This window comes from Pseudomonas sp. VEM90, from assembly GCF_054611535.1.
This window is the reverse complement of sequence record NZ_JBTRAR010000010.1, coordinates 18,952-42,491: the sequence shown is the minus strand read 5'-3', so window position 1 is coordinate 42,491 and position 23,540 is coordinate 18,952. Positions and strand designations below refer to the sequence as shown.

The window sequence follows — 23,540 nt, the reverse complement described above, 5'->3', positions numbered from 1 at the left end:
GTTTCTCCTTCAGGCTTTTTTTGTTGTCTGTTCAGGACGCTTCGCGGGCACACCCGCTACCACAGGACTGCGTACCGCCATACCGCCAAGCACGTAGTACAGTGCACCGCCCAGCAACGAGCCGGTGAACCAGCCGTAGTCGTAGAACCAGCTGAAACTGCTGTTGCCAATCGCCATTACCGTCAACCCTACCGGCAAGGCGAAGGCGGCAAAACCGGCCCAGTTCCACGCGGGATACACGTCGTCGCGGTATAGCCCGGCCAGGTCCAGCTTCTGCCGGCGGATCAGGAAGTAGTCCACCGCCATGATGCCGGCAATGGGCCCCAACAAGCTGGAATAGCCCAGCAGCCAGTTGGAATACACGCTCTCCAGGCTAAGGTCGGAGACAATCAGGCCCAGCTTCTTCAGCAGCTCATGGCCCATCAGTGCCAGGCCGATGAAGCCGGTCAGCCATATCGCGCGGCTTCGCCCAATCAGGCGTGGGGCAATGTTCTGGAAGTCATTGGTCGGCGACACGATGTTCGCCGCAGTGTTGGTCGACAGCGTGGCGATCACGATCAGCGCCATGGCCAGGGCCACCCAGAACGGGCTTTGAATCTTGCCGATCAGGCTGACCGGGTCGGACACCGTCTCGCCCACCAGCGACGCCGACGCGGCGGTCAGTACCACACCCAGCGCCGCGAACAGGAACATGGTCAGCGGCAGGCCGAAGATCTGCCCGAGAATCTGGTCCTTCTGGCTGCGGGCGTAGCGGCTGAAGTCGGGAATGTTCAGCGACAATGTGGCCCAGAAGCCGACCATGGCCGTGAGCCCCGCGCAGAAGTAACTGACCACGCTCGCCCCTTCCGGGCGCTTGGGCGGCTGTGCCAGCAGTTCGGACATCGACATATGGGGCAAGGCCCAGAACAACAGACCGACGCCCACTGCGACCAGCAGCGGTGCCGACAGCGTTTCCAGCCACTTGATCGACTCGGCGCCGCGCAGCACCACCCACAGGTTCAGGCACCAGAAGATCATGAAGCCAATCACCTCGCCTGTCCCACCCAGCGCCTTCCAGCCGTCGAACACCGAACCCAGGAACAGGTGAATGGCCAGCCCGCCGAACATGGTCTGGATACCGAACCAACCACAGGCCACCACCGCGCGGATCAGGCACGGTACGTTGGAGCCGAGAATGCCGAACGACGAACGCAGCAACACCGGAAACGGGATGCCGTACTTGGTACCGGGAAAGGCATTGAGGGTAAGCGGTATCAACACGATAACGTTGGCCAGCAAGATCGCCAGCAGCGCTTCGCCAACGCTGAGGCCGAAGTAGGCCGTGAGCACGCCGCCGAGGGTGTAGGTGGGTACGCAGATGGACATGCCCACCCACAGGGCGGTGATGTGCCATTTGTTCCAGGTACGCTGGTGCACCTTGGTCGGTGCAATGTCAGGGTTGTAGCGCGGGCTGTCGAGAACATCGCTGCCCTCGGACAGCTCGAACAGGCCATCTTGCTCGACCACTTCCGATCTGCTCTGTTGCATAGGCCCTTCTCCAGTTTTTCTTCTATTTTTCGCTCATCAGGCTGATTCGATGACCGGAGTTCGCACGCGGAATGTGCTTAGAAATCTCGACCAGATTTTCATCTTGTCAAGCCAGTCAAATAGCCTGAAAGCCCCGCCCTGCGTACGCTCACTGAATTTAACCCTTGAATATCAGCTACTTAAAAACCACAAAATTAATGGGAAAATTTTCTTGCTGAATCAAGAATCAGCATCTAGCCTCGAATCTTGTCAGGCCTGACAGGATTGACCGCCCTGCCCGCCCTGCATCCATGACAATGCAAAGAACCGGCCAAGACCGGTCAGCCTGCGAGGAAAACGGCATGTCCCTGTTGATCCGTGGCGCCACCGTGGTTACCCACGAAGAGAGTTACCCCGCCGATGTCCTGTGTGCCGATGGCCTGATCCGAGCCATCGGGCAAAACCTCGAACCACCCACCGACTGCAAGATCCTCGACGGCAGCGGCCAGTACCTGATGCCCGGCGGCATCGACCCACACACCCACATGCAGTTGCCGTTCATGGGCACCGTGGCCAGCGAGGACTTCTTCAGTGGCACCGCTGCGGGCCTGGCAGGCGGCACCACCTCTATCATCGACTTCGTCATACCCAACCCGCAGCAATCGTTGCTGGAGGCCTTCCACACCTGGCGTGGCTGGGCGCAGAAAAGCGCCAGCGACTATGGCTTCCACGTCGCCATCACCTGGTGGAGCGAGCAGGTGGCCGAAGAGATGGGAGAGCTGGTGGCCAAGCACGGGGTGAACAGCTTCAAGCATTTCATGGCCTACAAGAATGCGATCATGGCCGCCGACGATACCCTGGTGGCCAGCTTCGAGCGTTGCCTGCAACTGGGCGCGGTGCCCACCGTGCATGCCGAGAACGGCGAGCTGGTGTACCACCTGCAGAAAAAACTGCTCGCCCAGGGCATGACCGGGCCGGAAGCCCACCCGCTGTCGCGCCCCTCGCAGGTTGAAGGCGAAGCGGCCAGCCGCGCCATCCGCATTGCCGAAACCCTCGGCACGCCGTTGTACCTGGTGCACATTTCCAGCCGCGAGGCACTGGATGAAATTGCCTATGCCCGAGGCAAGGGCCAGCCGGTGTATGGGGAGGTGCTGCCCGGCCACCTGCTGCTGGATGACAGCGTCTACCGTGACCCGGACTGGGCCACCGCCGCCGGTTATGTGATGAGCCCGCCGTTCCGCCCACGCGAGCACCAGGAGGCGCTGTGGCGCGGCTTGCAGTCGGGCAACCTGCACACCACCGCCACCGACCACTGCTGCTTCTGCGCCGAGCAGAAAGCCATGGGCCGCGACGACTTCAGCCGCATCCCCAATGGCACCGCCGGCATCGAAGACCGCATGGCGGTACTGTGGGATGCCGGGGTCAACAGCGGGCGACTGTCGATGCACGAATTCGTCGCGCTGACCTCCACCAACACGGCGAAAATCTTCAACCTGTTCCCGCGCAAGGGCGCTATACGCGTGGGTGCCGATGCCGACCTGGTGCTGTGGGACCCGCAGGGCACCCGCACCATCTCTGCCCAAACCCACCACCAGCAGGTGGACTTCAACATTTTCGAAGGCCGCACCGTGCGCGGCATCCCAAGCCACACCATCAGCCAGGGCAAGGTGCTCTGGGCCGATGGCGACCTGCGCGCCGAACCAGGCGCAGGGCGGTATGTGGAACGGCCGGCGTACCCGTCGGTGTATGAAGTGCTGGGGCGCCGGGCCGAGCATCAGCGGCCGATGCCAGTTCAGCGCTGAAGCCATTGGGGCTGCAGTGCAGCCCATCGCGACGCAAGGCCGCTCCCACAAGGACCGCCATCGCCTGTGGGAGCGGCCTTGCGTCGCGATGGGCCGCGCAGCGGCCCAAGAATCCACCGCAATACCTGTCGCCTGCACCATAAAAATAGAGAGGCTACAACCGTGATCGACGCCCTGAACCATTTGCCGCGCCCCCGGGCCGGCGCCGACCAGTTGGCCGAGCGCTTCAGCGATCTGGCCCCACCCCTCACCGCGCGCCAGGCTGCCCTGGAAAGTGCACGCTGCCTGTACTGCTACGACGCCCCCTGCGTCAACGCTTGCCCTAGCGAGATTGACATCCCCTCGTTCATACACCGCATCAGTGACGAAAACCTGCAAGGCGCCGCCGAACGCATTCTTTCGGCCAACATCCTTGGCGGTAGTTGCGCCCGCGTGTGCCCCACCGAAATCCTCTGCCAGCAAGCCTGCGTGCGCAACAACGCCCAGGAATGCGCGCCGGTGCTGATCGGCCAGCTGCAGCGTTACGCCCTGGACAACGCCCAGTTCAGCGCACACCCGTTCAAGCGCTCGGCAGCCACCGGCAAGCGTATCGCCGTGGTCGGCGCCGGCCCGGCAGGGCTGTCCTGCGCCCACCGCCTGGCCATGCACGGGCATGACGTGGTGGTGTTCGAGGCCTGCGACAAAGCCGGCGGCCTCAACGAGTACGGTATCGCCCGCTACAAGCTGGTAGACGACTATGCCCAGCGGGAGGTGGATTTCTTGTTGGGCATTGGCGGTATAGAAGTCCGCCATGGCCAGCGCTTGGGTGACAACCTCAGCCTGGGCGAGCTGCGCGATCAGTACGACGCGGTGTTCCTGGGCCTCGGCCTGAATGCCGTGCGCCAGCTAGGCCTGCCCGACGAGGAAGCCCCCGGCGTGCTCGCCGCCACCGAATACATCCGTGAGCTACGCCAGGCCGATGACCTGAGCCAGCTACCGCTGGCCGACCGCTGCCTGGTGATCGGTGCTGGCAACACGGCCATCGACATGGCCGTGCAGATGAGCCGTCTGGGTGCCCGTGACGTCAACCTGGTTTACCGCCGTGGTCAGGCAGACATGGGCGCTACCGGCCACGAGCAGGACATCGCCAAGGCCAACCAGGTACGCCTGTACACCTGGGCCCGCCCAGATGCCGTGCTGCTGGATGACGCCGCTAAGGTCCGCGGCATGCGTTTTGCCCGCACCGAACTGGCGGAAGGCCGCCTGCGCGATACCGGCGAAACCTTCGAGCTGGCTGCGGACGCCATCTTCAAGGCCATTGGCCAGCGCTTCGACGACGCCAGCCTCCACGACCCGGTGGCTGCGCAACTGGCCCGCGAGGGTGAGCGCATCCGCGTTGACGAAAACCTGCAGACCAGCCTACCGGGCGTATACGCAGGCGGCGACTGCACCGCGCTGGGCCAGGACCTTACCGTGCAGGCCGTGCAACACGGCAAGCTGGCCGCCGAAGCCATCCATGCCCAACTCATGCTCAACGTGGAGGCAGCGTAAATGGCCGACTTGTCTATCGTATTTGCCGGCATCAAGGCACCCAACCCCTTCTGGCTGGCCTCCGCACCGCCAACCGACAAGGCCTACAACGTGGTCCGCGCCTTCGAGGCCGGCTGGGGTGGCGTGGTCTGGAAGACCCTGGGCGAAGACCCTGCGGCGGTCAACGTGTCGTCGCGCTACTCGGCGCACTATGGTGCCAACCGTCAGGTACAGGGGATCAACAATATCGAGTTGATCACCGACCGCTCCCTGGACATCAACCTGCGCGAAATCACCCAGGTGAAGAAAGACTGGCCCGACCGCGCATTGATCGTGTCGCTGATGGTGCCGTGCATAGAGGAGTCGTGGAAGTTCATCCTGCCGCTGGTGGAAGCCACCGGGGCCGATGGCATCGAGTTGAACTTCGGTTGCCCGCACGGTATGCCGGAACGGGGCATGGGGGCGGCCGTTGGCCAGGTACCGGAATATGTGGAAATGGTCACCCGCTGGTGCAAGACGTACTGCGCGCTGCCGGTGATCGTGAAGCTTACGCCGAACATCACCGATATCCGCCAGTCGGCCCGCGCCGCGCACCGGGGCGGGGCCGATGCCGTGTCGTTGATCAATACCATCAACTCCATCACCAGCGTCGACCTGGACCGCATGGTGGCCCACCCGATTGTCGGAGACCAGAGCACCCATGGTGGTTACTGCGGTTCGGCAGTGAAGCCGATTGCCTTGAACATGGTGGCGGAAATCGCCCGCGACCCGGAAACGCGTGGCTTGCCGATTTGTGGCATTGGCGGCATCGGCAACTGGCGTGACGCAGCCGAGTTCATGGCCTTGGGCAGTGGCGCCGTGCAGGTGTGCACGGCAGCGATGCTACATGGCTTCCGTATCGTCGAGGACATGCAGGACGGCCTGGCGCGCTGGATGGACCAGCATGGGCACCCCAATATCGAGGCGTTCCGCGGGCAGGCGGTGGGGCATACCACCGACTGGAAATACCTGGACATCAACTACAAGTCGGTGGCGCACATTGACCAGGAGGCGTGCATTGGCTGCGGGCGTTGCCACATTGCGTGTGAGGACACCTCGCACCAGGCGATTGCCAGCACGCTGAAAGCTGACGGCACGCATGCCTACAGTGTGATCGAAGAGGAATGCGTAGGCTGCAACCTGTGCCAGATCACCTGCCCGGTGGAAAACTGCATCGAAATGGAGGCACAGGATACCGGCAAGCCGTACCTGAACTGGACGCAGGATCCGCGTAACCCGTACCGCGAGGCCAGTTGAAGCAATGGGGGCTGCCATGCAGCCCTTCGCGGGCTTGCCCGCTCCCAAAGGACTGCGCCATTTCTGAGGACAGCGCAGAACCTGTGGGAGCGGGCAAGCCCGCGAATGCCGCGCAGCGGCCTCCATCGCCGGTTCACGGCGCCAGCCCTATCCCCCGCAAGATCACGCTGGTCACCGTCTGCACGGCACTCTCGAACGCCATGTCCGACAGCATCTCGCCACCGTTCAGCAACTGCACCTGGTAACCGAAGTCGGCGTAATGCTGGGTCGAGGCCCAGATCATGTACAGCAGCGCCGACGGCTCCACCGGCAGGATGCGCCCCTCTTCCACCCAGCTGCGGATCTTGGCTTCTTTCATCTTCGCCCAAGGCACCAGGCTTTCGTCGAGGTTAACCCCCAGCACCGGCGCGCCGTGCAGCATCTCTTCGGCCCAGATTTTCGAGCCCAGCGGCCGCGAGCGCGAATGGCCCATCTTCGCCCGGATGTAGCTGGTCAGCACCACACGCGGATCGTCGAAGTTCTCGAAGCACAGGGCGTCCTGCTTCCACACATCCAGCAGGTCCTGCAGCACCGCGCGGAACAGCTCGTCCTTGGTGCTGAAGTAATAATGCAGGTTGGAGCGTGGCAACTCAGCCTGCTCTGCGATATCCCCCATCGAGGTGGCGCCATAGCCCTTCTCGGCAAACACCTTTTCCGCCGCTTGCAGGATTTTTTCGATATTGCGTCGGCGGATTTCGATCTTGTGATTGGCCATCAGGCTTGGGCCGTCCACACCGCCAGTTCATAACCGTCCGGGTCAATGAAATGAAAACGCCGCCCGCCGGGAAAGGCAAAGGTCGCCCGGCTGATTTTCGCCCCAGCGGCTTCGATCCGCTGCTGCGTGGCCTCCAGGTCGTCGGCGTACAAGATGACCAGCGGCCCACCCGGACGCACCGGCTCACCCGTGGTGAAGCCACCCGTCAACCGGCCGTCACTGAACTCGGTGTAGGTCGGCCCGTAGTCGGTGAATGCCCAACCAAACACGCTGCCATAGAAGGCCTTGCTCCGTGAAATGTCGCTGACATTGAACTCGATGTTGTCGATTTGCCGGTCAGTACCGCGAATGCCCATGTGTGCTCCGTGCCGAAGGGTGTTTGGCCTAGTCTACTCCGGTCAAGGCAGTCGCCCCACTCATTCGCTACCCACAACGCGCCCGGTCGCGCGCCGGGCACTGTGCGCGGTGCAGATTCAGCGCGGTGTTGATGATGCCTATCTGGCTGAAGGCCTGGGGGAAGTTGCCGAGCATGCGCTGGCCGGCCGGGTCGTATTGTTCGGCCAGCAGGCCAAGGTCGTTGCACAGGCCGGCCAGGTGTTGGTAAAGCGCTTCGGCTTTGGCCTGGCGCCCCAGCAATACATAAACGTCCGCCAGCCAGAACGAACACACCAGGAAGGTGCCCTCTCCCGGCGTCAGGCCGTCGCTGCAGCTGTCACTGTCATAGCGCAGCAGCAGGCCGTTCTTCATCAGACGTTGTTCGATCTGTTCGAGGGTGCGCATGAAGCGTGGGTCATCCGCCGGCAGGAAGCCGGTCAGGGCGATCTGCAGCAGGCTGGCGTCCATTTCGGTCGAACCATAGGCCTGGACGAAGAACCGGCCGCTGGCGTCCAGGCCGCGCTCGCACACTTCGCGGTGAATCTCGTCAGCTACCTGGCGATAATGCTGCCCGCGCTCTTGGCCTTCTTCTGTGGTATCGGCCAGCCCTGCGGCGCGGTCGAAGGCGACCCAGGCCATCACTTTGGAGTGCACGAACTGCTGTCGGCCGCCGCGCATTTCCCAGATGCCTTCGTCCGGCTCGCGCCAGATACGTTCGACATAAGGCAGTATCAAGCGCGAAATGGCGGCGCTGCGCGGGTGGCGGGGCAACCCGCCCTTGATCGCCTGGGTCATCGCATCGGCCAGTTCGCCATAGATGTCCAGCTGCGTCTGCGCCGAGGCGGCGTTGCCCACCCGCACCGGCTGTGAATGCTCATAACCGACCAGCCACGGCAAGGTGTACTCCTGCAGGTCGCGCTCGCCAGCCAGGCCATACATGATCTGCATCTGCTCGGGGTTGCCGGCCACCGAGCGCAGCAGCCACTCGCGCCAAGCCTGGGCTTCGTCGAAATAGCCAAGGTTCATGAAGGCCAGCAGGGTCATGGTCGCGTCGCGCAGCCAACAGAAGCGGTAGTCCCAGTTGCGCTCGCCACCCACACGCTCGGGCAGCGACGTGGTGACGGCTGCGACAATACCGCCGGTGGGGGCGTAGGTCATGGCCTTGAGGGTGAGCAGCGAACGGCGCACCAGGGCGGTATATGGCCCTACCTGCGGGCAGCGGTCGGCGAAGGCCTGCCATTGCTCGCAGGTGTTCGCCAAGGCTTGGTCGATGTCGCAGTCGGGCTGCACCGGCAAGTGCGAGGGCTGGTGGCGCAGGCTGAAGACCTGGCGCTGGCCCGTGCTGACGCGAAAGCGGCAGCCGGTATGGTAGTCGCGGGCTTGCGGGGGCACGGTGCTGCACAGGATCAGCCGGTCAGGGCCGGCGACGGCGCTGAGGGTCAGTGGGTCGAGCCGTTCCACCCAGGGCACGCTGCGGCCGTAGTCGAAGCGCATGACCAGGTCCATTTCGAAACTGGTTTCGCCAGACAAGCCTTCGACGATGCGCACCACCGAATTGACCTCGCCCAAAGGCATGAAGTCGAGCACCCGGGCACGACCGCTTGCGGTCACCCAGGTGGTTTCCAGCACCAGGGTGTCGCCCAGGTACTGGCGGCTGCTGTGCGCTACCGGGTCGCAAGGGGCCAGGCGCCAGCGGCCGTTTTCTTCATTGCCCAACAGGGCCGCGAACACGGCGGGGGCGTCGAAACGTGGCAGGCACAGCCAGTCCAGCGAGCCATCGCGGCTGACCAGCGCCGCACTACGGCAGTTGCCCAGCAGGGCGTAGTCTTCGATATGGGCAGGCATTGGGTCTCCTTTGTGTGGTTGCCTGTGCTGGCCTCTTCGCAGGTGCCTGAGGGAAATGGAATTCCCTGTAGGAGCGGGCTTGCCCGCGAAACGGCCGGCACAGGCTTGCAAACCTCTCACCCCAACCGGTGCCACTCGCGCTTGTCGCGGGCCAGCAATTCATTGCCGGCCTCCGGCCCGTCCTCGCCAGCCGAGTACTCATGCACTTCGCCGCCCTGGGCCCAGGCATCGAGAAACGGCTGCACCGCCCGCCAGCCGTTCTCGATGTTGTCTGCCCGCTGGAACAGGGTCTGGTCACCGGTCAGGCAGTCATAGATCAGCGTCTCGTAGCCAGTGGCCGGGGTCATCTTGAAGAAGTCCTTGTAGGCAAAACCCAACTCGACATTCTCCATCACCAGTTCCGGCCCGGGCCGTTTGGCCTGCAGGTCGAACCACATGCCTTCATTGGGCTGGATCTGGATTTTCAGGTAGTTGGGCTTGGGCCGCTCCAGCTCCGACTCGCGAAACTGCGCATACGGTGCGGGCTTGAAGCAGATGGCAATCTCGGTGTCACGCACACTCATGCGCTTGCCGGTGCGCAGGTAGAACGGCACGCCGGCCCAGCGCCAGTTGTCGATCATCACCTTCAGCGCCACGTAGGTCTCGGTCTGGCTATCCGGCGCGACGTTGGCCTCCTGGCGGTAGCCTGGCAACGGCTTGCGCCCCTGCTTGCCGGCACTGTACTGGCCTCGCACGGAGTTTTTCAGGGCCATTTTTGCCGACCATGGGCGGATAGCGCCGACCACCTTGGCCTTTTCACCGCGCACCGCATCGGCGCCGAACGCGGCCGGCGGCTCCATGGCCACCATCGCCAGCAGCTGGAACAGGTGGTTGGGCACCATGTCGCGCAGGGCGCCGGTGCTGTCATAGAAGGCACCACGGGTCTCGACACCGACGGTTTCCGCTGCGGTGATCTGCACGTGATCGATGTAGTGATTGTTCCAGAACGATTCGAACAGGCCGTTGGAAAAGCGGCTGACCAGAATATTCTGCACCGTCTCTTTGCCCAGGTAATGGTCGATGCGGTAGATCTGCCGCTCGCCCATCACCTTCAGCAGGCAGGCGTTGAGCGCCTCGGCGCTGGCCAGGTCAGTGCCGAACGGTTTTTCAACCACCACCCGGCGAAAACCGCCGGCAGACTCGTCCAGCAGGCCGGCCTGCCCCAGGCGCTGCGCCACCTCGGGGAAGAAGCGCGGCGACGTGGCCAGATAGAAAATGGCATTGCCGTGGCTGGTCTTGTCGATGCGCCTGGCCAGGGCCTGGTAGGTGGCCGGATCGAGAAAGTCGCCCGTCTGATAATCCAGGCGCTTGGCCAGGCGGGCCCATAGCTTCTCGTCCAGGCACTTGGCGCTGCCCTCGCTTCCTTTGTCGCGCTCGACCATGAACGCGTGCAGGCGCGCGGCGAATTCTTCGGCGCTGGCCGGGTTATGGTCAACGCCGACGATGCGCAGGTTACGGTCCAGCAAACCGTCACGGCTGAGGTTGTACAGCGCGGGCATCAGCAGGCGCTTGACCAGGTCGCCATTGGCGCCGAACAGGAACAGCGTACAAGGGGGGGCGGACGCGGTGGTCTGTGTAGTCATTCGCCTTTCTTCTCGATGTGGCCACCGAAGCCCAGGCGCATGGCCGAGAGGATCTTGTCACCGTAGGTGCCCTGTTGCTGGCGCGAACGGAAGCGCGCGAACAGTGCGCTGGACAACACCGGCACCGGCACCGCCTGCTCGACGGCGGCGTCGATGGTCCAGCGGCCTTCGCCACTGTCGGACACCGATCCACTGAATTGCGACAGCTGCGGGTCGGCCACCAGCGCATCGGCAGTGAGGTCGAGCAGCCACGAGGTCACCACGCTGCCGCGACGCCACACTTCGGCAATTTCGGCCACGTTCAGGTCGAAGCGCTGGTCTTCCGGCAGCTCATTGCCGCCTTTGCTGCGCAGCAGGTCGAAGCCTTCGGCATAGGCCTGCATCAGGCCGTACTCGATGCCGTTATGCACCATTTTAACGTAGTGCCCGGCGCCGGGTGGGCCGGCGTGGATGTAGCCGTGTTCGGCACGCTGGTGCTCGCCGCTGCGGCCATGGGTACGCGGGATATCGCCCACGCCCGGCGCCAGCGCCTTGAACAGCGGTTCCAGGCGCTCGAACACGTCCTTTTCGCCGCCGATCATCATGCAGTAGCCGCGGTCGAGGCCCCATACACCGCCGGAAGTTCCGACGTCCAGATAATGCAGGCCGCGCTTGGCCAGCTCTGCAGCGCGGCGCATGTCGTCCTTGTAGAAGGTGTTGCCGCCGTCGATGATCGCATCGCCCGGCTCCAGCAATTCGGCCAGTTGGGCGATGGTCTGCTCGGTGGGGTCGCCAGCCGGCAGCATCACCCATACCGCGCGCGGTGCTTTCAGCTTTTGCACCAGTGCACCGAGGTCGTGCGCGCCCTGGGCGCCCTCGCCCTCCAGGCCGGTGATGGCTTCGCGGTTGCGGTCGTGCACCACGGTGCGATGGCCGGCGCGCATCAGGCGCCTTGCGATATTGCCGCCCATACGGCCCAGCCCGACGATTCCCAGTTGCATGAGCCAATACTCCCTTTCGAAATGGATGACGACGTAGTCCAGCTTTTCAGATTAGTCCAGCATGCCGCCCGAGGGTTCAGCGACGAACGGCAAGACCACGATATACAAAAAAGTTCCCAAGGCCTGCGAAAGAATTCAAAATGCGCCCCGCGTGAAGCGTCTACGCTTTGACTTGTCACCAGCCAAAACCGCGAGGTGTGCTCATGGGTACATTGATGCCAGCAACTCCACCCCAGACCCTCTATGTCTCCGTGCGCCGTGATGAGTTGCGTAAACTGAAGGACGAACGTGACCAACTCCGCGAGCAGGTCGCCCAGTTGAACCTGCTGCTGGCGCAACAGCGCGCTGGCGATAAAGCTGTCAGCCTCTGATCGATCCCCTTGCCGCCTGTGGGAGCTGCATGGCTCCCACCCGTCTGCTCCTCAATCCAGTCGCCCTCTTGGAACCCTGCCGGGCAACCGGAGCAGGCTAGTGCCCGAAAGCGCCTGTATTGAAAGCAGCATTTTCCGCCCATCCAACCGCTTCGCAGCATAAAGCTGCCCTCACCCTTACGCCCCAAAAAGGTGCATTGTACGTAGCGAGCCACAATTTGGCGCAGCTCGAAAACCCTTTGCCCCACGCTCGCCCACCCCTTTTCCCACCCCGTCACAAACGCCAACGTTTGCGTCTATTACGCACATAACAATAGTGACCAGTGGGTCACCTTTTTATCACTTTCTCTCCTACACTCGGTTTTCGGCCCGCCATTTGCTCAACGGAAGAGTGACCCCAAAAATGTCGAACTTTCAGGAAACCCGGCAGGTCATGAATATAAGTAGGCCAGGCGCATTGGGCTATTCCCGATCCCCGGCCCACACCCCCCAACCAGTCCAAGCGCCTTCGGCCGGAATGCTGATCGCGTAGTGCCTGCGCGCACGACCCTGGGGCATGGAACGCACTAAGCAGATTCAAACTAGAGAGAACCAGCACGAAACATCGCCACGGGTGCCAGCACCCGACCAAGCATAGGGACGGAGAGAAGTATGATCAGTGCCGCTGTCGAGCCTCACGTAGACGCTTTCAAACCGGATAACCGCGAGCCGCTCACCCCGGATTTCGCCACGACAGGCAAGGCACCCGGCGCCCAGCGCCAGCACAACCCGAACATGCGCAAGATTCTGTTCGTGACTTCGGAAATCGCCGACCTGGTGAAAACCGGCGGCCTGGGTGACGTGTCCGCTGCCCTGCCCCGTGCCTTGGCGCACCTGCACGATGTGCGGGTGCTCATCCCCGGCTACCGCCAGGTGATGGAAAGCGACAACCCGATACATATCGTGGGTGAGCTGGGCGGCCATGCGGCCCTGCCGCCATGCAAGATCGGGCGCATGGACATGGCCGACGGCCTGGTCATCTATGTGTTGATCTGCCCTGAACTGTACCAGCGCGACGGCACACCCTATGGTGCCAACAATGGCCGCGACTGGCCCGACAACCACATCCGCTTCGCCCGCCTGGGCCTGGCTGCCGCCGAAATCGCTGCCGGCGAAGGCAAGATCCACTGGACGCCGGAAGTGGTGCACGCACATGACTGGCCCGCCGGCCTTGCCCCCGCCTACATGCACTGGCGCGGCCTGAATACGCCCACGCTGTTCACCATCCACAACCTGGCTTACCAAGGTGTGTACAGCCGCGGTTGCAGCCCGGAGCTGGCGATACCCGAACATGCCATGCAGCAGGAAGGCATGGAGTTCTACGGCAAGCTGTCGTTCCTCAAGGCCGGCCTGGCCTACTCCAGCCACATCACCACAGTCAGCGCCACCTATGCCCGGGAAATCACCACCCCGGAATTCGGCTGCGGCCTGGACGGGTTCCTCGCCAGCAAGGCCCAGCAAGGCCTGCTTGGTGGCATCCCCAACGGCATCGACGAAAGCTGGGACTCGGCCACCGACAAGCACCTGCAGCACAACTTCAGCATCAACGACTGGGAGGGCAAAGCGCGTAACGCCCAGGAGGTGCGCGAACTGTTCGGCCTGGAAGATTCCGAAGGCCCGCTATTCGCCGTGGTGTCGCGGCTGGTCTATCAAAAGGGCCTGGACCTGACCTTGGGCGTGGCCGACTACATCGTCGAGCAAGGCGGGCAGATCGCGATCATCGGCCGCGGCGAACCGGAAGAGGAACAGGCCATGCGCGAGCTGGCACTGCGTCACCCGGGCCGCATCGGTGTGCGTATCGGCTTCAATGAAACCGATGCCCGGCGCATGTTCGCCGGCAGCGATTTCCTGCTGATGCCATCGCGCTATGAGCCGTGCGGCCTCAGCCAGATGTACGCGCAGCGCTTCGGCTCGCTGCCGGTGGCACGCAATACCGGTGGCCTGGCCGACACCATCGAGTGCGGCGTGACAGGCTTCCTGTTCAACGAATCTACCGTCGAGAGCTACCGCGAGGCACTCAGCCGCGCCTTCTATGTATACGGCAAGAAGGACCTGCTGAACGCCATGCGCTGCCTGTCGATGACCCAGCCGTTCAACTGGTGCCAGGCGGTTGAACCCTACGCCCGCCTGTACGAGGACCTGGTCAAGCAGGCACAGCTGAGCCACTACTGAGCGGGGGTCAGAAGATGCACAGACATGGCGCACACTTGCTGGACGCCACGTCGGCGCGCTTCGCCCTCTGGGCGCCGGATGCGCGCAGCGTGAGCGTGGAACTGGAGCGGCAGCCGGCCATCGAACTGCTGCCGGATGATGAGGGCTGGTACAGCGGCGTGGCGCCATGCCAGGCCGGTGACCGTTACCACTACCGTATCGACGGTGAGCTGCAGGTGGCCGACCCGGCCTCGCGCTACCAACCCGACGGCGTACACGGGCCGAGCCAGGTCGTGGATGTGGCCGGTTATGCCTGGCAGCACCCGTGGCAAGGCCGGCCTTGGCATGAGGCCGTGATCCAGGAGGTACATGTCGGCCTGCTCGAGGGTTACGCCGGGGTTGCCAGGCAATTGCCGCGCTTGGCCGAACTGGGCATCAGCGCGATCGAATTGATGCCGCTGGGGCAGTTCCCTGGCGAACGCAACTGGGGCTACGACGGCGTGCTGCCATACGCCCCACAGAATACCTACGGCAGCCCCGAGCAGCTGTGCGCACTGGTCGACCAGGCCCACGGCCACAGGCTGATGGTGCTGGTCGATGTGGTGTACAACCACTTCGGCCCCGACGGCAATTACCTGCACCAGTACGCCAGCCCGTTCTTCCGTGAAGACCGGCAGACACCCTGGGGCGCAGCCATCGACTTTCGCCGCCCGCAGGTGCGCGAGTACTTTATCCAGAACGCCCTGATGTGGCTGTGCGACTACCGCTGCGACGGCATGCGCCTGGATGCCGTGCATGCCATCGACCAGCCCGATTTTCTGATCGAGCTGGCCCAACGGGTGCGCGCCGCCATAGAACCAGGCCGGCACGTGTGGTTGGTGCTGGAGAACGAGCACAACCAGGCGGAGCTGCTGGAACAGGGTTACGACGCCCAGTGGAACGATGACGGCCACAATGCCCTGCATGTGCTGCTGACCGGTGAAACCGAAGGCTACTATGCCGACTACCAGCATCGCCCCATCGACCAACTGGCACGGTGCCTTGGCGAAGGTTTCGTGTTCCAGGGCCAGGCCAACCGGCATGGCAAACCACGCGGTGAACCCAGCGGGCATTTACCGCCCAGCGCCTTCGTGTTGTTCCTGCAGAACCACGACCAGATCGGCAACCGTGCGCTGGGTGAGCGCCTGACCCGCCTGTGCCCCGCGCCAGCCTTGCGTGCAGCCACCGGCCTGTTGCTGCTGGCACCGATGATCCCGCTGCTGTTCATGGGCGACGAAGCCGGCAGTTGCCAGCCGTTCCTGTTTTTTACCGACTTCCATGACGCGCTGGCCGACGCGGTACGCGAAGGCCGTCGTGGCGAATTCGCCCACTTCAGCGCGTTCGCCGACCCCAAGCAGCGTGAGCACATTCCCGACCCCAACGCCGAACAGACGTTCGCCTCTTCACGCCCGCAGAACAAGGCGATGATCGCCGGCTGGCATGGCCTTTACCAGCAACTGCTCGACCTGCGCCGCCGCCATGTCATCCCGCACTTGCCCGGCAGCCGTGCCCTCGGCGCCGAGGTGCACGCTGACAAAGCGCTGACCGCGCGCTGGCGGCTGGGCAATGGCAACACGCTGCGCATCGACCTGAACCTGGCCGACACCCCGCAGGCGGTCGAACTGCCCGCGCCATCCACACGGCTGTTCGACAGCAGCGACACCCGCCACCCGGATACCCACCTGGCTGCGTACAGCTGCGTGGTCAGCCTGCTTCCCCCTGCCCAGGAGCGCCCATGAGCGAAACTGCCCTGCATCGTCTGGCAACCAGCGTCGGGCTGAACCGCGACTGGATTGACGCCAATGCCAGGCCCCAGCGTGTCAGCGACGAAGTGCTGCGCAACATCCTCGAAGGCCTTGGCCATCCGGCCGGCGATGACGCGGCCGTTGCCGCCAGCCTGCGTGCGGTGGAAACCGCCGAAGACAGCGAACACCTGCCGCCCTTGCTGACCGCCGACCTAGGCCAGCCGCTAGCGCTGGCGCGCTACTTCAGTGCCGCCAGCGTGGCCCACTGCACCCTGGAAGATCACACCTCGGTCACCCTCAGCCTCGATGAACAGGCGCGCCTGCCCGGCGAGCTGCCTATCGGCTATCACCAGGTGGAAATCGACAGCCGCCGCTTCACCGTAGCGGTGGCGCCAACACGTTGCCACAGCCTGGAAGACACGGTGCAACAGCCGCCACCACGCTGCTGGGGCCTGGCAGTGCAGCTGTACAGCCTGCGCCGCCCAGGCGACGGTGGCTTCGGCGACTGCCTGGCGCTGGAGCAGTTGGCCCGCTCGGCCGCCGAGCGCGGCGCCGATGCCTTGGCTATCAGCCCCATTCACGCCCTCTCGGCCATGGACCAGGAACACTACAGCCCCTACTCACCTTCCAGTCGCCTGCTGCTCAACACCCTGTACACCAGCCCCGCGGCGCTACTGGGTGAACGGGAGGTGCGTATGGCCATCGAAGCGTGCGGGCTGGAGCAACAACTCGAAGAGCTGGAACAACGCCCTCTGGTCGACTGGCCACGCGCCGCCAGCGCCCGGCTGCGTTTGCTTGAAGCGCTTTACCAGGGTTTCAGCCAAGGCGACCACCCGCTACGCACGGATTTTGACAGCTTCCGCGAAGCCGGCGGCCAGACGCTGGAGCACCACTGCCGCTTCGAGGTGCTGCAGGCCCAAGCGGTGGAGCACGGCCTCGGTGCCGACTGGCGCAACTGGCCTAAAGCCTGGCGAGACCCCTACCACCCGGAAGTGGAGGCTTTAGCCAACGCCTACCCGGCCAAGGTCGAGTTCCACGCCTTCTGCCAGTGGCTGACCGAACGTGGCCTGCAACGTGCCCAGGAAGCGGCCCGCAGCAACGGGATGGCCGTGGGCCTGATCGCCGACCTGGCGGTGGGTGCCGACGGTGCCGGCAGCCAGGCCTGGAGCCGCCAGGACGAACTGCTGGCCGGCCTGAGCGTGGGTGCGCCGCCCGACATCCTCAACCACATCGGCCAGGATTGGGGTATTTGCGCCTTCTCGCCCGAGGGCCTCAAGCGCAATGGCTATCGCGCCTTCATCGAAATGCTGCGGGCCAACCTCGCCCACGCTGGCGGCCTGCGCATCGACCATGTGATGGGCCTGCGCCGGCTATGGCTGATCCCGCAGGGGGCCAAACCCAGCGAAGGCGCCTACCTCGACTACCCGCTAGACGACCTGCTGCGCCTGCTGGCGCTGGAGTCGGTGCGTCACCAGGCGATCATCCTCGGCGAAGACCTGGGCACCGTGCCCGACAGCCTGCGCGAAAAGCTGGCCGAGAAGGCAGTGCTGGGCATGCGCGTGCTGCCGTTCGAGCAGACCCAGCCGGGCCAGTTCAAGCCGCTTCTCGACTGGCCCGACAATGCCCTGGCCACGACCGGCACCCACGACCTGGCGCCACTGGCCGGCTGGCTGGCAAACCGCGACATCGACTGGAGACACCGTTTGCAACTGATCGACGCCGCTACCGAGTTGCACTGGCGACACGAGCGTCAGAAAGAACGCGACGGCCTGCGCCGCATGCTGGAGGCCAACTACGGCGAACTGAGGGACAACGACGCGGTGATCGATGCGGCCATCCGCTTCGTTGGCCATACCCGTGCACCGCTGGTGCTGGTGCCGTTGGAAGACCTGCTGGGCTGCGACGAGCAACCCAACCTGCCGGGCACCACCAACGGCCATCCCAACTGGCGGCGGCGCTTTGCCCGCCCGGTCCGCGAACTGCTCGACGACGAGGACGCCGCACGGCGCCTGGAACTGCTGGCCCAGGCCCGCGAACAAGCGTGGGAGCGTGACCGATGAAGCCACTGACCGCGACCCTGCGCCTGCAATTTCACAGCGATTTCACCCTCGATCACGCCGTGCCGCTGGTGCCGTATTTCGCCCAGCTGGGCATCAGCCACCTGTATGCCTCGCCCATCCTCAAAGCCCGCGCTGGCTCGCGCCATGGCTACGACGTGGTCGACCCTACCTGCGTCAACCCGGAGCTGGGCGGCGAGGCCGCGCTGGAGCGCCTGGTCGCCGCCCTGCGCCAGCATGGCATGGGGCTGATCCTCGACACGGTGTCCAACCACATGGCCGTGGGCGGTGCCGACAACCCCTGGTGGCAAAGCCTGCTGGCGTGGGGACGGCGCAGCCCGTATGCAGCGTTCTTCGACATCCAGTGGCACTCCAGCGACCCACTGCTGGCCGGGCAACTGCTGTTGCCGTTCCTCGGCAGCGACTACGGCGTGGCGCTCAGGAATGGCGAGATACCGCTGCAGTTCGACAAACAGCAGGGGCTGCTGCAAGTGGCCCATTACGCGCATCGTTTCCCGATCTGTCCGGTCGATTACGGCTGGATTCTCGCGCTCAGCCCGGAGCCTGCGCTAAAGGTTCTGGCCGAACGCTTCACGGCATTGGGCGACTCAGCCACCCCGCTGGCCGATAGCCTGCCGCTACAAGCCGAACTGGCACGTCTGGTGCGCGATGGCGCCGACCTCGAATCGGCCCTTGTGGCCTTCGACAGCCGCAGCGAGGCCGGCTTCAAGCGCCTGCACCTGTTGCTGGAGCGCCAGACCTACCGCCTGGCCAGCTGGCGCACCGCCGCCGACGACATCAACTGGCGGCGCTTCTTCGACATCAACGAGCTGGGCGGCCTGCGGGTGGAGCGCGCCGTGGTGTTCGAAGCCACCCATGCCAAGCTGTTCGAACTGATCGAACGCGGCCTGGTGGACGGCCTGCGCATCGACCATATCGACGGCCTTGCCGACCCGCGTGGCTACTGCCGCAAACTGCGCCGGCGGGTTGATAGCCTGCTGGCGCGGCGGCCGCTGAATGCAGGGCTGGAGCACTTCCCCCTGTACGTGGAAAAGATCCTGGGTGCCGACGAGCACCTGCACCGCGACTGGCTTACCGACGGCACCACCGGCTACGAGTTCATGAACCAGGTGTCGCTGCTGCAGCATGACCCGGCCGGCCAGGCGCCGCTGAGCGAGCTGTGGAGCAACGTCAGCGAGCGCCCGGACTTCCCCGAAGAAGTGCGCCAGGCCCGTCACCTGGTGCTCAACGCCAGCCTGGCCGGTGACTGCGAATCGGTGGCCCAGGCACTGTTACAGGTCGCGCGCAACGACCTGATGACCCGTGACCTGACCCTCGGCGCAATTCGCCGGGCCTTGCAGGCGTTGGTGGCGCATTACCCGGTGTACCGTACCTACTTCAATGCCTGCGGGCGCCCGGCGCAGGACGAAGGGTTCTTCCAGCAGGCGCTGACCAACGCTCGCCAAGACCTTGCCGAAGCTGACTGGCCGCTACTGGACCAACTTGAGCGGTGGCTGGGCGGGCAAGCCTGGCGGCACCTGCCACCGGGGCGTGCCCGCAAGCAACTGCGCCACGCCTGCGTGCGCTTCCAGCAGTTGACTGCGCCCAGCGCCGCCAAAGCCGTGGAAGACACCGCCTTCTACCGCAGCGCCAGGCTGCTGTCGCGTAACGACGTGGGCTTCGAGGCAGAGCGCTTCAGTGCCCCGCCCATGCATTTCCACAACGAGGCCCAGCGGCGCCTGCGCGATTTCCCCGACAACCTGCTGACCACCGCCACCCACGACCACAAGCGTGGCGAGGACACGCGTGCACGCCTGGCCGTACTCAGCGAGCGCGGCACGTGGCTGGCCAGCCGGGTGGAGCATTGGCGGGAGCTGGCCGCCCCCCTGCGCGCGCAGTTGGACGACGGGCTGGCACCCAGCCCCGGCGACGAGTTGATGCTGCTACAAACCCTGCTCGGCAGTTGGCCCTTGGACCTCGACCTGCACGACGACAATGCCCTGTGTCACTACGCCGAGCGTGTTCGCCAGTGGCAGCAGAAGGCCCTGCGCGAGGCCAAGCTGCGCAGTAGCTGGAGCGCGCCGAACGAGGCCTACGAAGGCGCCTGCGCTCATTACCTCCACGGCCTGCTGCTGGACAGCGAGAACCAGCAACTGCGCAAGTCGCTGGCCGACGCGGCGCAGCTGCTGGCCTGCCCCGGCGCTCTCAATGGCTTGGTCCAGGCCCTGTTGCGCATGACCACACCCGGTGTGCCCGACCTGTACCAGGGTAACGAATACTGGGACTTCAGCCTGGTCGACCCGGACAACCGCCGCGCCGTGGACTACGCTTTGAGGCGTCGCACGCTGGACGACGCCACGCCGGCCGCCGAGCTGTTGGCCCACTGGCGCGACGGCCGCGTCAAACAGGCCTTGATCGCGCGGCTGCTGGACTGCCGCCAGGCCCACGCCGAGCTGTTCCGCCGCGGTGCCTACCTGCCACTGACCGTACAGGGCCGCCATGCTGACAAGGTCATTGCCTTTGCTCGCCAAGGGGAAGGCGAGCACGCCATCGTCGTCGCCCCGCGCCTGGCCAGCAGCCTGCTCGGAGGGGCCACTACACCGTTGATTCCGGCGCAGAACTGGGACGACACCCGGCTGGTACTGCCGTTTGCCTTGTCACCTGCCAACTCGACGGGACTTTTCTCCAGTGCGGCGGTCAGCTCTTCAAAGGAGTTGCTGTTGAGCGCCGTGCTGGCGGAGTTTCCGGTCAACGTGTTGATACAACAATCTTGAGCATCAGGAGCGTCATGATGAGTGTCGATGAAAAGCGTATTCGCGAATTTGCCTACCAGATCTGGGAATCCGAAGGTAAGCCTGTAGGGGAGGAAGAACGCCACTGGGAAATGGCCCGCAAGCTGGCCGAGGCCGAAGCGCTGGCGCCCAAGGCAGCCCCGCGCAAGAAAGCAGCAGCCAAGCCAAAGGCGCCTGCAGAACCCAAGGCGGCGGCCCTGCCGGGGGTCAAACCTGCTGCGGCGAAAAAGCCCCGGGCGGCGAAAAAGCCTACTGCCGGTTGAGCCTGTCCCGGCCTCTTCGCGGGTAAACCCGCTCCTACATGCACCTGTGATGGACCTGTAGGAGCGGGTTTACCCGCGAAGAGGCCAATGCAGAACAGCACAATTCCCCTTCCATCACGGCCACTCGAGGATCGTCATGAGCCCCCGCACCCCGAAGAAAACCCGCTCGGTCGCACCATCGCGCATCCGCGAAGGCCTGCCCTTCCCCCTCGGCGCCACCTGGGATGGCCTAGGGGTCAACTTCGCCCTGTTCTCGGCGAACGCCACCAAGGTCGAGCTGTGCCTGTTCGACTCCACAGGCGAGCAGGAAATCGAGCGCATCGAACTCCCCGAGTACACTGATGAGATCTACCACGGCTACCTCCCCGACGCTCACCCCGGCCTGGTCTATGGCTACCGGGTGTACGGCCCCTACGAGCCGGAAAACGGCCACCGCTTCAACCCCAACAAACTGCTGATCGACCCGTATGCCAAGCAACTGGTCGGCAGCCTGAAATGGTCCGAGGCCCTGTTCGGCTACACCATCGGCCACCCCGACGACGATCTGTCGTTCGACGAGCGCGACAGCGCGCCTTTCGTGCCCAAATGCAAGGTCATCGACCCGGCGTTCACCTGGGGCCGCGACCAGCGCGTGCAGGTCCCGTGGGAGCGCACGATCATCTATGAAGCGCATGCCCGCGGCATCAGCATGCGCCACCCGGCTGTGCCTGAAGAACTGCGTGGCACCTTCGCCGGCCTGGCCAACGACGAGCTGCTCAAGCACATCAAGGACCTTGGCGTGTCGAGCATCGAGCTGCTGCCGATTCACGCCTTTGTCAACGACCAGCACCTGCTGGACAAGGGCCTGAACAACTACTGGGGCTACAACAGCATCGCCTTTTTCGCCCCGCACCCGCGCTACCTGGCCAGCGGCAAGATCGCCGAGTTCAAGGAGATGGTTGCGCACCTGCACGACGCCGGGCTGGAGGTGATCCTGGACGTGGTCTACAACCACACCGCCGAAGGCAACGAGCGCGGCCCGACCCTGTCGATGCGCGGTATCGACAACGCCTCGTACTACCGCCTGATGCCGGACGACAAGCGCTACTACATCAACGACTCGGGCACCGGCAACACCCTGGACCTGAGCCACCCCTGCGTGCTGCAGTTGGTCACCGATTCGCTTCGCTACTGGGCCGGCGAAATGCACGTGGACGGCTTTCGCTTCGACCTGGCGACCATCCTTGGCCGTTACCACGATGGCTACAGCGAGCGTCATGGCTTCCTTGTCGCCTGCCGTCAGGACCCGATGCTGAGCCAGGTCAAGCTGATTGCCGAACCGTGGGACTGCGGCCCCGGCGGCTACCAGGTGGGCAACTTCGCCCCGGGCTGGGCGGAATGGAATGACCGCTTTCGCGATACCGCACGCGCCTTCTGGAAAGGCGACGAAGGCCAGTTGGCCGATTTCGCCGCGCGCTTGACCGCCTCGGGCGACATGTTCAACAACCGCGGGCGCCGGCCCTATTCCTCGGTCAACTTCATCACCGCCCACGATGGTTTCACCCTGCGCGATCTGGTGTCCTACAACCACAAGCACAATGAAGACAACGACGAAAACAACCAGGACGGCACCGACAACAACCTGTCCTGGAACTGCGGCGTCGAAGGGCCGACCGACGACCCGGGGATCAATGCCCTGCGCATGCGCCAGATGCGCAACTACTTTGCCACCCTGCTGTTGGCGCAGGGCACGCCAATGATCGTTGCCGGCGACGAGTTCAGCCGCACCCAGCACGGCAACAACAACGCCTACTGCCAGGACAGCGAGATCGGCTGGGTGAACTGGGACCTGGACCAGGAAGGCGAAGAGCTGCTGGCCTTCGTCAAGCGCCTGACGCGTCTGCGCCTGGCCTACCCGGTGCTGCGCCGCTCACGCTTTCTGGTGGGTGACTACAATGAGGCAATTGGGGTCAAGGACGTGACTTGGCTGGCACCCGATGGCAGCGAGATGAGCGTTGAGCAATGGGAAGACCCGCACGGGCGCTGCCTGGGCATGTTGATAGATGGCCGAGCGCAGGTCAGCGGTATCGCCCGGCCAGGTGCCGAGGCCACCGTGCTGCTGATCGTCAATGCCCACCATGACATCGTGCCATTCAAGCTGCCGGCCGTGCCTGAAGGCGATTACTGGAGCTGCCTGGTCGATACCGACCGGCCAGAGTTGCGCAAGGGGCAGCATTTGCAGTTCGACAGTACCTTCGAGGTGAAGGGTCGGTCGATGCTGCTGATGGTGTTGCAGTACGACGAGGAGTGAACAGTGATAGCCCTGGCAGGTCCTACGTTGTAATCGCCACGCCAAACCCGGTGGGAACGGTGTATTGGCCTCCACAGGGTCTGGCGGCGACAGTGAGGCAGGGT

Annotated in this window: 16 protein-coding genes; 10 read left to right on the top strand and 6 right to left on the bottom strand. The window is 64.3% G+C overall.

Annotated features, from left to right (window positions below):
* Positions 1 to 9 precede the first annotated feature (9 nt).
* A complete protein-coding gene (locus ACYCCG_RS11640) occupies positions 10 to 1,527 on the bottom strand; it encodes an NCS1 family nucleobase:cation symporter-1 (RefSeq protein WP_209967060.1) in 1,518 nt (505 codons plus the stop codon).
* A gap of 341 nt (positions 1,528 to 1,868) precedes the next feature.
* On the opposite strand from ACYCCG_RS11640, the gene hydA reads away from it, so the two are divergent.
* The 3 genes from hydA (at position 1,869) to preA (ending at position 6,113) form a co-directional block, all read left to right on the top strand.
* Positions 1,869 to 3,308, top strand: coding sequence for a dihydropyrimidinase (gene hydA, locus ACYCCG_RS11635; protein ID WP_176682257.1), 1,440 nt, complete (start codon positions 1,869 to 1,871; stop codon positions 3,306 to 3,308).
* Between the two features lie 162 nt (positions 3,309 to 3,470).
* Positions 3,471 to 4,838 (top strand): NAD(P)-dependent oxidoreductase, encoded by a 1,368-nt coding sequence (locus ACYCCG_RS11630; RefSeq protein ID WP_459670489.1) that lies wholly within the window; start codon positions 3,471 to 3,473, stop codon positions 4,836 to 4,838.
* Complete coding sequence (preA, locus tag ACYCCG_RS11625) at positions 4,839 to 6,113, top strand: NAD-dependent dihydropyrimidine dehydrogenase subunit PreA (RefSeq protein WP_176682255.1); 1,275 nt, start codon at positions 4,839 to 4,841, stop codon at positions 6,111 to 6,113.
* A gap of 133 nt (positions 6,114 to 6,246) precedes the next feature.
* Here preA and ACYCCG_RS11620 read toward each other — a convergent pair whose 3' ends face one another.
* The 5 genes from ACYCCG_RS11620 to gnd form a co-directional block, all read right to left on the bottom strand.
* Entirely contained in the window at positions 6,247 to 6,867 is a 621-nt protein-coding gene (locus ACYCCG_RS11620) for a TetR/AcrR family transcriptional regulator (protein ID WP_176682254.1), read from the bottom strand.
* Positions 6,867 to 7,223, bottom strand: a complete 357-nt coding sequence (locus tag ACYCCG_RS11615; protein ID WP_003251273.1) for a VOC family protein — start codon at positions 7,221 to 7,223, stop codon at positions 6,867 to 6,869. The genes ACYCCG_RS11620 and ACYCCG_RS11615 overlap by 1 nt, the downstream gene beginning before the upstream one ends.
* Before the next feature lie 67 nt (positions 7,224 to 7,290).
* Positions 7,291 to 9,087: a glycoside hydrolase family 15 protein gene (locus ACYCCG_RS11610; protein ID WP_459670486.1), complete on the bottom strand. Its 1,797-nt coding sequence runs from the start codon at positions 9,085 to 9,087 to the stop codon at positions 7,291 to 7,293.
* Between the two features lie 116 nt (positions 9,088 to 9,203).
* Positions 9,204 to 10,709: a glucose-6-phosphate dehydrogenase gene (gene zwf, locus ACYCCG_RS11605; protein WP_176682252.1), complete on the bottom strand. Its 1,506-nt coding sequence runs from the start codon at positions 10,707 to 10,709 to the stop codon at positions 9,204 to 9,206.
* The gene (gene gnd, locus ACYCCG_RS11600) at positions 10,706 to 11,689 is read right to left on the bottom strand and encodes a phosphogluconate dehydrogenase (NAD(+)-dependent, decarboxylating) (RefSeq protein WP_176682251.1); all 984 of its coding nucleotides are present in this window, start codon (positions 11,687 to 11,689) and stop codon (positions 10,706 to 10,708) included. Before gnd ends, zwf begins: the two co-directional genes overlap by 4 nt.
* A gap of 203 nt (positions 11,690 to 11,892) precedes the next feature.
* Between gnd and ACYCCG_RS11595 the strand changes: the two genes are divergently transcribed.
* The 7 genes from ACYCCG_RS11595 to glgX all read left to right on the top strand — a co-directional run bounded on the left by ACYCCG_RS11595 (position 11,893) and on the right by glgX (position 23,436).
* The gene (locus tag ACYCCG_RS11595; RefSeq protein ID WP_176682250.1) at positions 11,893 to 12,060 is read left to right on the top strand and encodes a DUF6026 family protein; all 168 of its coding nucleotides are present in this window, start codon (positions 11,893 to 11,895) and stop codon (positions 12,058 to 12,060) included.
* A gap of 651 nt (positions 12,061 to 12,711) precedes the next feature.
* Positions 12,712 to 14,271 carry a glycogen synthase GlgA gene (gene glgA, locus ACYCCG_RS11590; protein ID WP_176682249.1) on the top strand — a complete coding sequence of 520 codons (1,560 nt, stop codon included), beginning with the start codon at positions 12,712 to 12,714 and terminating at the stop codon, positions 14,269 to 14,271.
* A 14-nt stretch (positions 14,272 to 14,285) separates the two neighbouring features.
* Complete coding sequence (gene treZ / locus ACYCCG_RS11585) at positions 14,286 to 16,028, top strand: malto-oligosyltrehalose trehalohydrolase (RefSeq protein WP_459670482.1); 1,743 nt, start codon at positions 14,286 to 14,288, stop codon at positions 16,026 to 16,028.
* Positions 16,025 to 18,094, top strand: coding sequence for a 4-alpha-glucanotransferase (malQ, locus tag ACYCCG_RS11580; protein ID WP_339535141.1), 2,070 nt, complete (start codon positions 16,025 to 16,027; stop codon positions 18,092 to 18,094). Before treZ ends, malQ begins: the two co-directional genes overlap by 4 nt.
* Positions 18,091 to 20,865 carry a malto-oligosyltrehalose synthase gene (locus ACYCCG_RS11575; protein ID WP_339535143.1) on the top strand — a complete coding sequence of 925 codons (2,775 nt, stop codon included), beginning with the start codon at positions 18,091 to 18,093 and terminating at the stop codon, positions 20,863 to 20,865. The genes malQ and ACYCCG_RS11575 overlap by 4 nt, the downstream gene beginning before the upstream one ends.
* A gap of 14 nt (positions 20,866 to 20,879) precedes the next feature.
* The gene (locus ACYCCG_RS11570) at positions 20,880 to 21,146 is read left to right on the top strand and encodes a DUF2934 domain-containing protein (protein WP_103462310.1); all 267 of its coding nucleotides are present in this window, start codon (positions 20,880 to 20,882) and stop codon (positions 21,144 to 21,146) included.
* 136 nt (positions 21,147 to 21,282) lie between these two features.
* Positions 21,283 to 23,436, top strand: coding sequence for a glycogen debranching protein GlgX (gene glgX / locus ACYCCG_RS11565; RefSeq protein ID WP_459670479.1), 2,154 nt, complete (start codon positions 21,283 to 21,285; stop codon positions 23,434 to 23,436).
* Positions 23,437 to 23,540: the final 104 nt, after the last annotated feature.

Excerpts from the sequence above, each read along its gene's own strand:
- ACYCCG_RS11640 (WP_209967060.1), bottom strand. The coding sequence starts at position 1,527 with ATGCAACAGAGCAGATCGGAAGTGGTCGAGCAAGATGGCCTGTTCGAG.
- hydA (WP_176682257.1), top strand. The coding sequence starts at position 1,869 with ATGTCCCTGTTGATCCGTGGCGCCACCGTGGTTACCCACGAAGAGAGT.
- preA (WP_176682255.1), top strand. The coding sequence starts at position 4,839 with ATGGCCGACTTGTCTATCGTATTTGCCGGCATCAAGGCACCCAACCCC.
- ACYCCG_RS11620 (WP_176682254.1), bottom strand. The coding sequence starts at position 6,867 with ATGGCCAATCACAAGATCGAAATCCGCCGACGCAATATCGAAAAAATC.
- ACYCCG_RS11615 (WP_003251273.1), bottom strand. The coding sequence starts at position 7,223 with ATGGGCATTCGCGGTACTGACCGGCAAATCGACAACATCGAGTTCAAT.
- ACYCCG_RS11610 (WP_459670486.1), bottom strand. The coding sequence starts at position 9,087 with ATGCCTGCCCATATCGAAGACTACGCCCTGCTGGGCAACTGCCGTAGT.
- zwf (WP_176682252.1), bottom strand. The coding sequence starts at position 10,709 with ATGACTACACAGACCACCGCGTCCGCCCCCCCTTGTACGCTGTTCCTG.
- gnd (WP_176682251.1), bottom strand. The coding sequence starts at position 11,689 with ATGCAACTGGGAATCGTCGGGCTGGGCCGTATGGGCGGCAATATCGCA.
- ACYCCG_RS11595 (WP_176682250.1), top strand. The coding sequence starts at position 11,893 with ATGGGTACATTGATGCCAGCAACTCCACCCCAGACCCTCTATGTCTCC.
- glgA (WP_176682249.1), top strand. The coding sequence starts at position 12,712 with ATGATCAGTGCCGCTGTCGAGCCTCACGTAGACGCTTTCAAACCGGAT.
- treZ (WP_459670482.1), top strand. The coding sequence starts at position 14,286 with ATGCACAGACATGGCGCACACTTGCTGGACGCCACGTCGGCGCGCTTC.
- malQ (WP_339535141.1), top strand. The coding sequence starts at position 16,025 with ATGAGCGAAACTGCCCTGCATCGTCTGGCAACCAGCGTCGGGCTGAAC.
- ACYCCG_RS11575 (WP_339535143.1), top strand. The coding sequence starts at position 18,091 with ATGAAGCCACTGACCGCGACCCTGCGCCTGCAATTTCACAGCGATTTC.
- ACYCCG_RS11570 (WP_103462310.1), top strand. The coding sequence starts at position 20,880 with ATGATGAGTGTCGATGAAAAGCGTATTCGCGAATTTGCCTACCAGATC.
- glgX (WP_459670479.1), top strand. The coding sequence starts at position 21,283 with ATGAGCCCCCGCACCCCGAAGAAAACCCGCTCGGTCGCACCATCGCGC.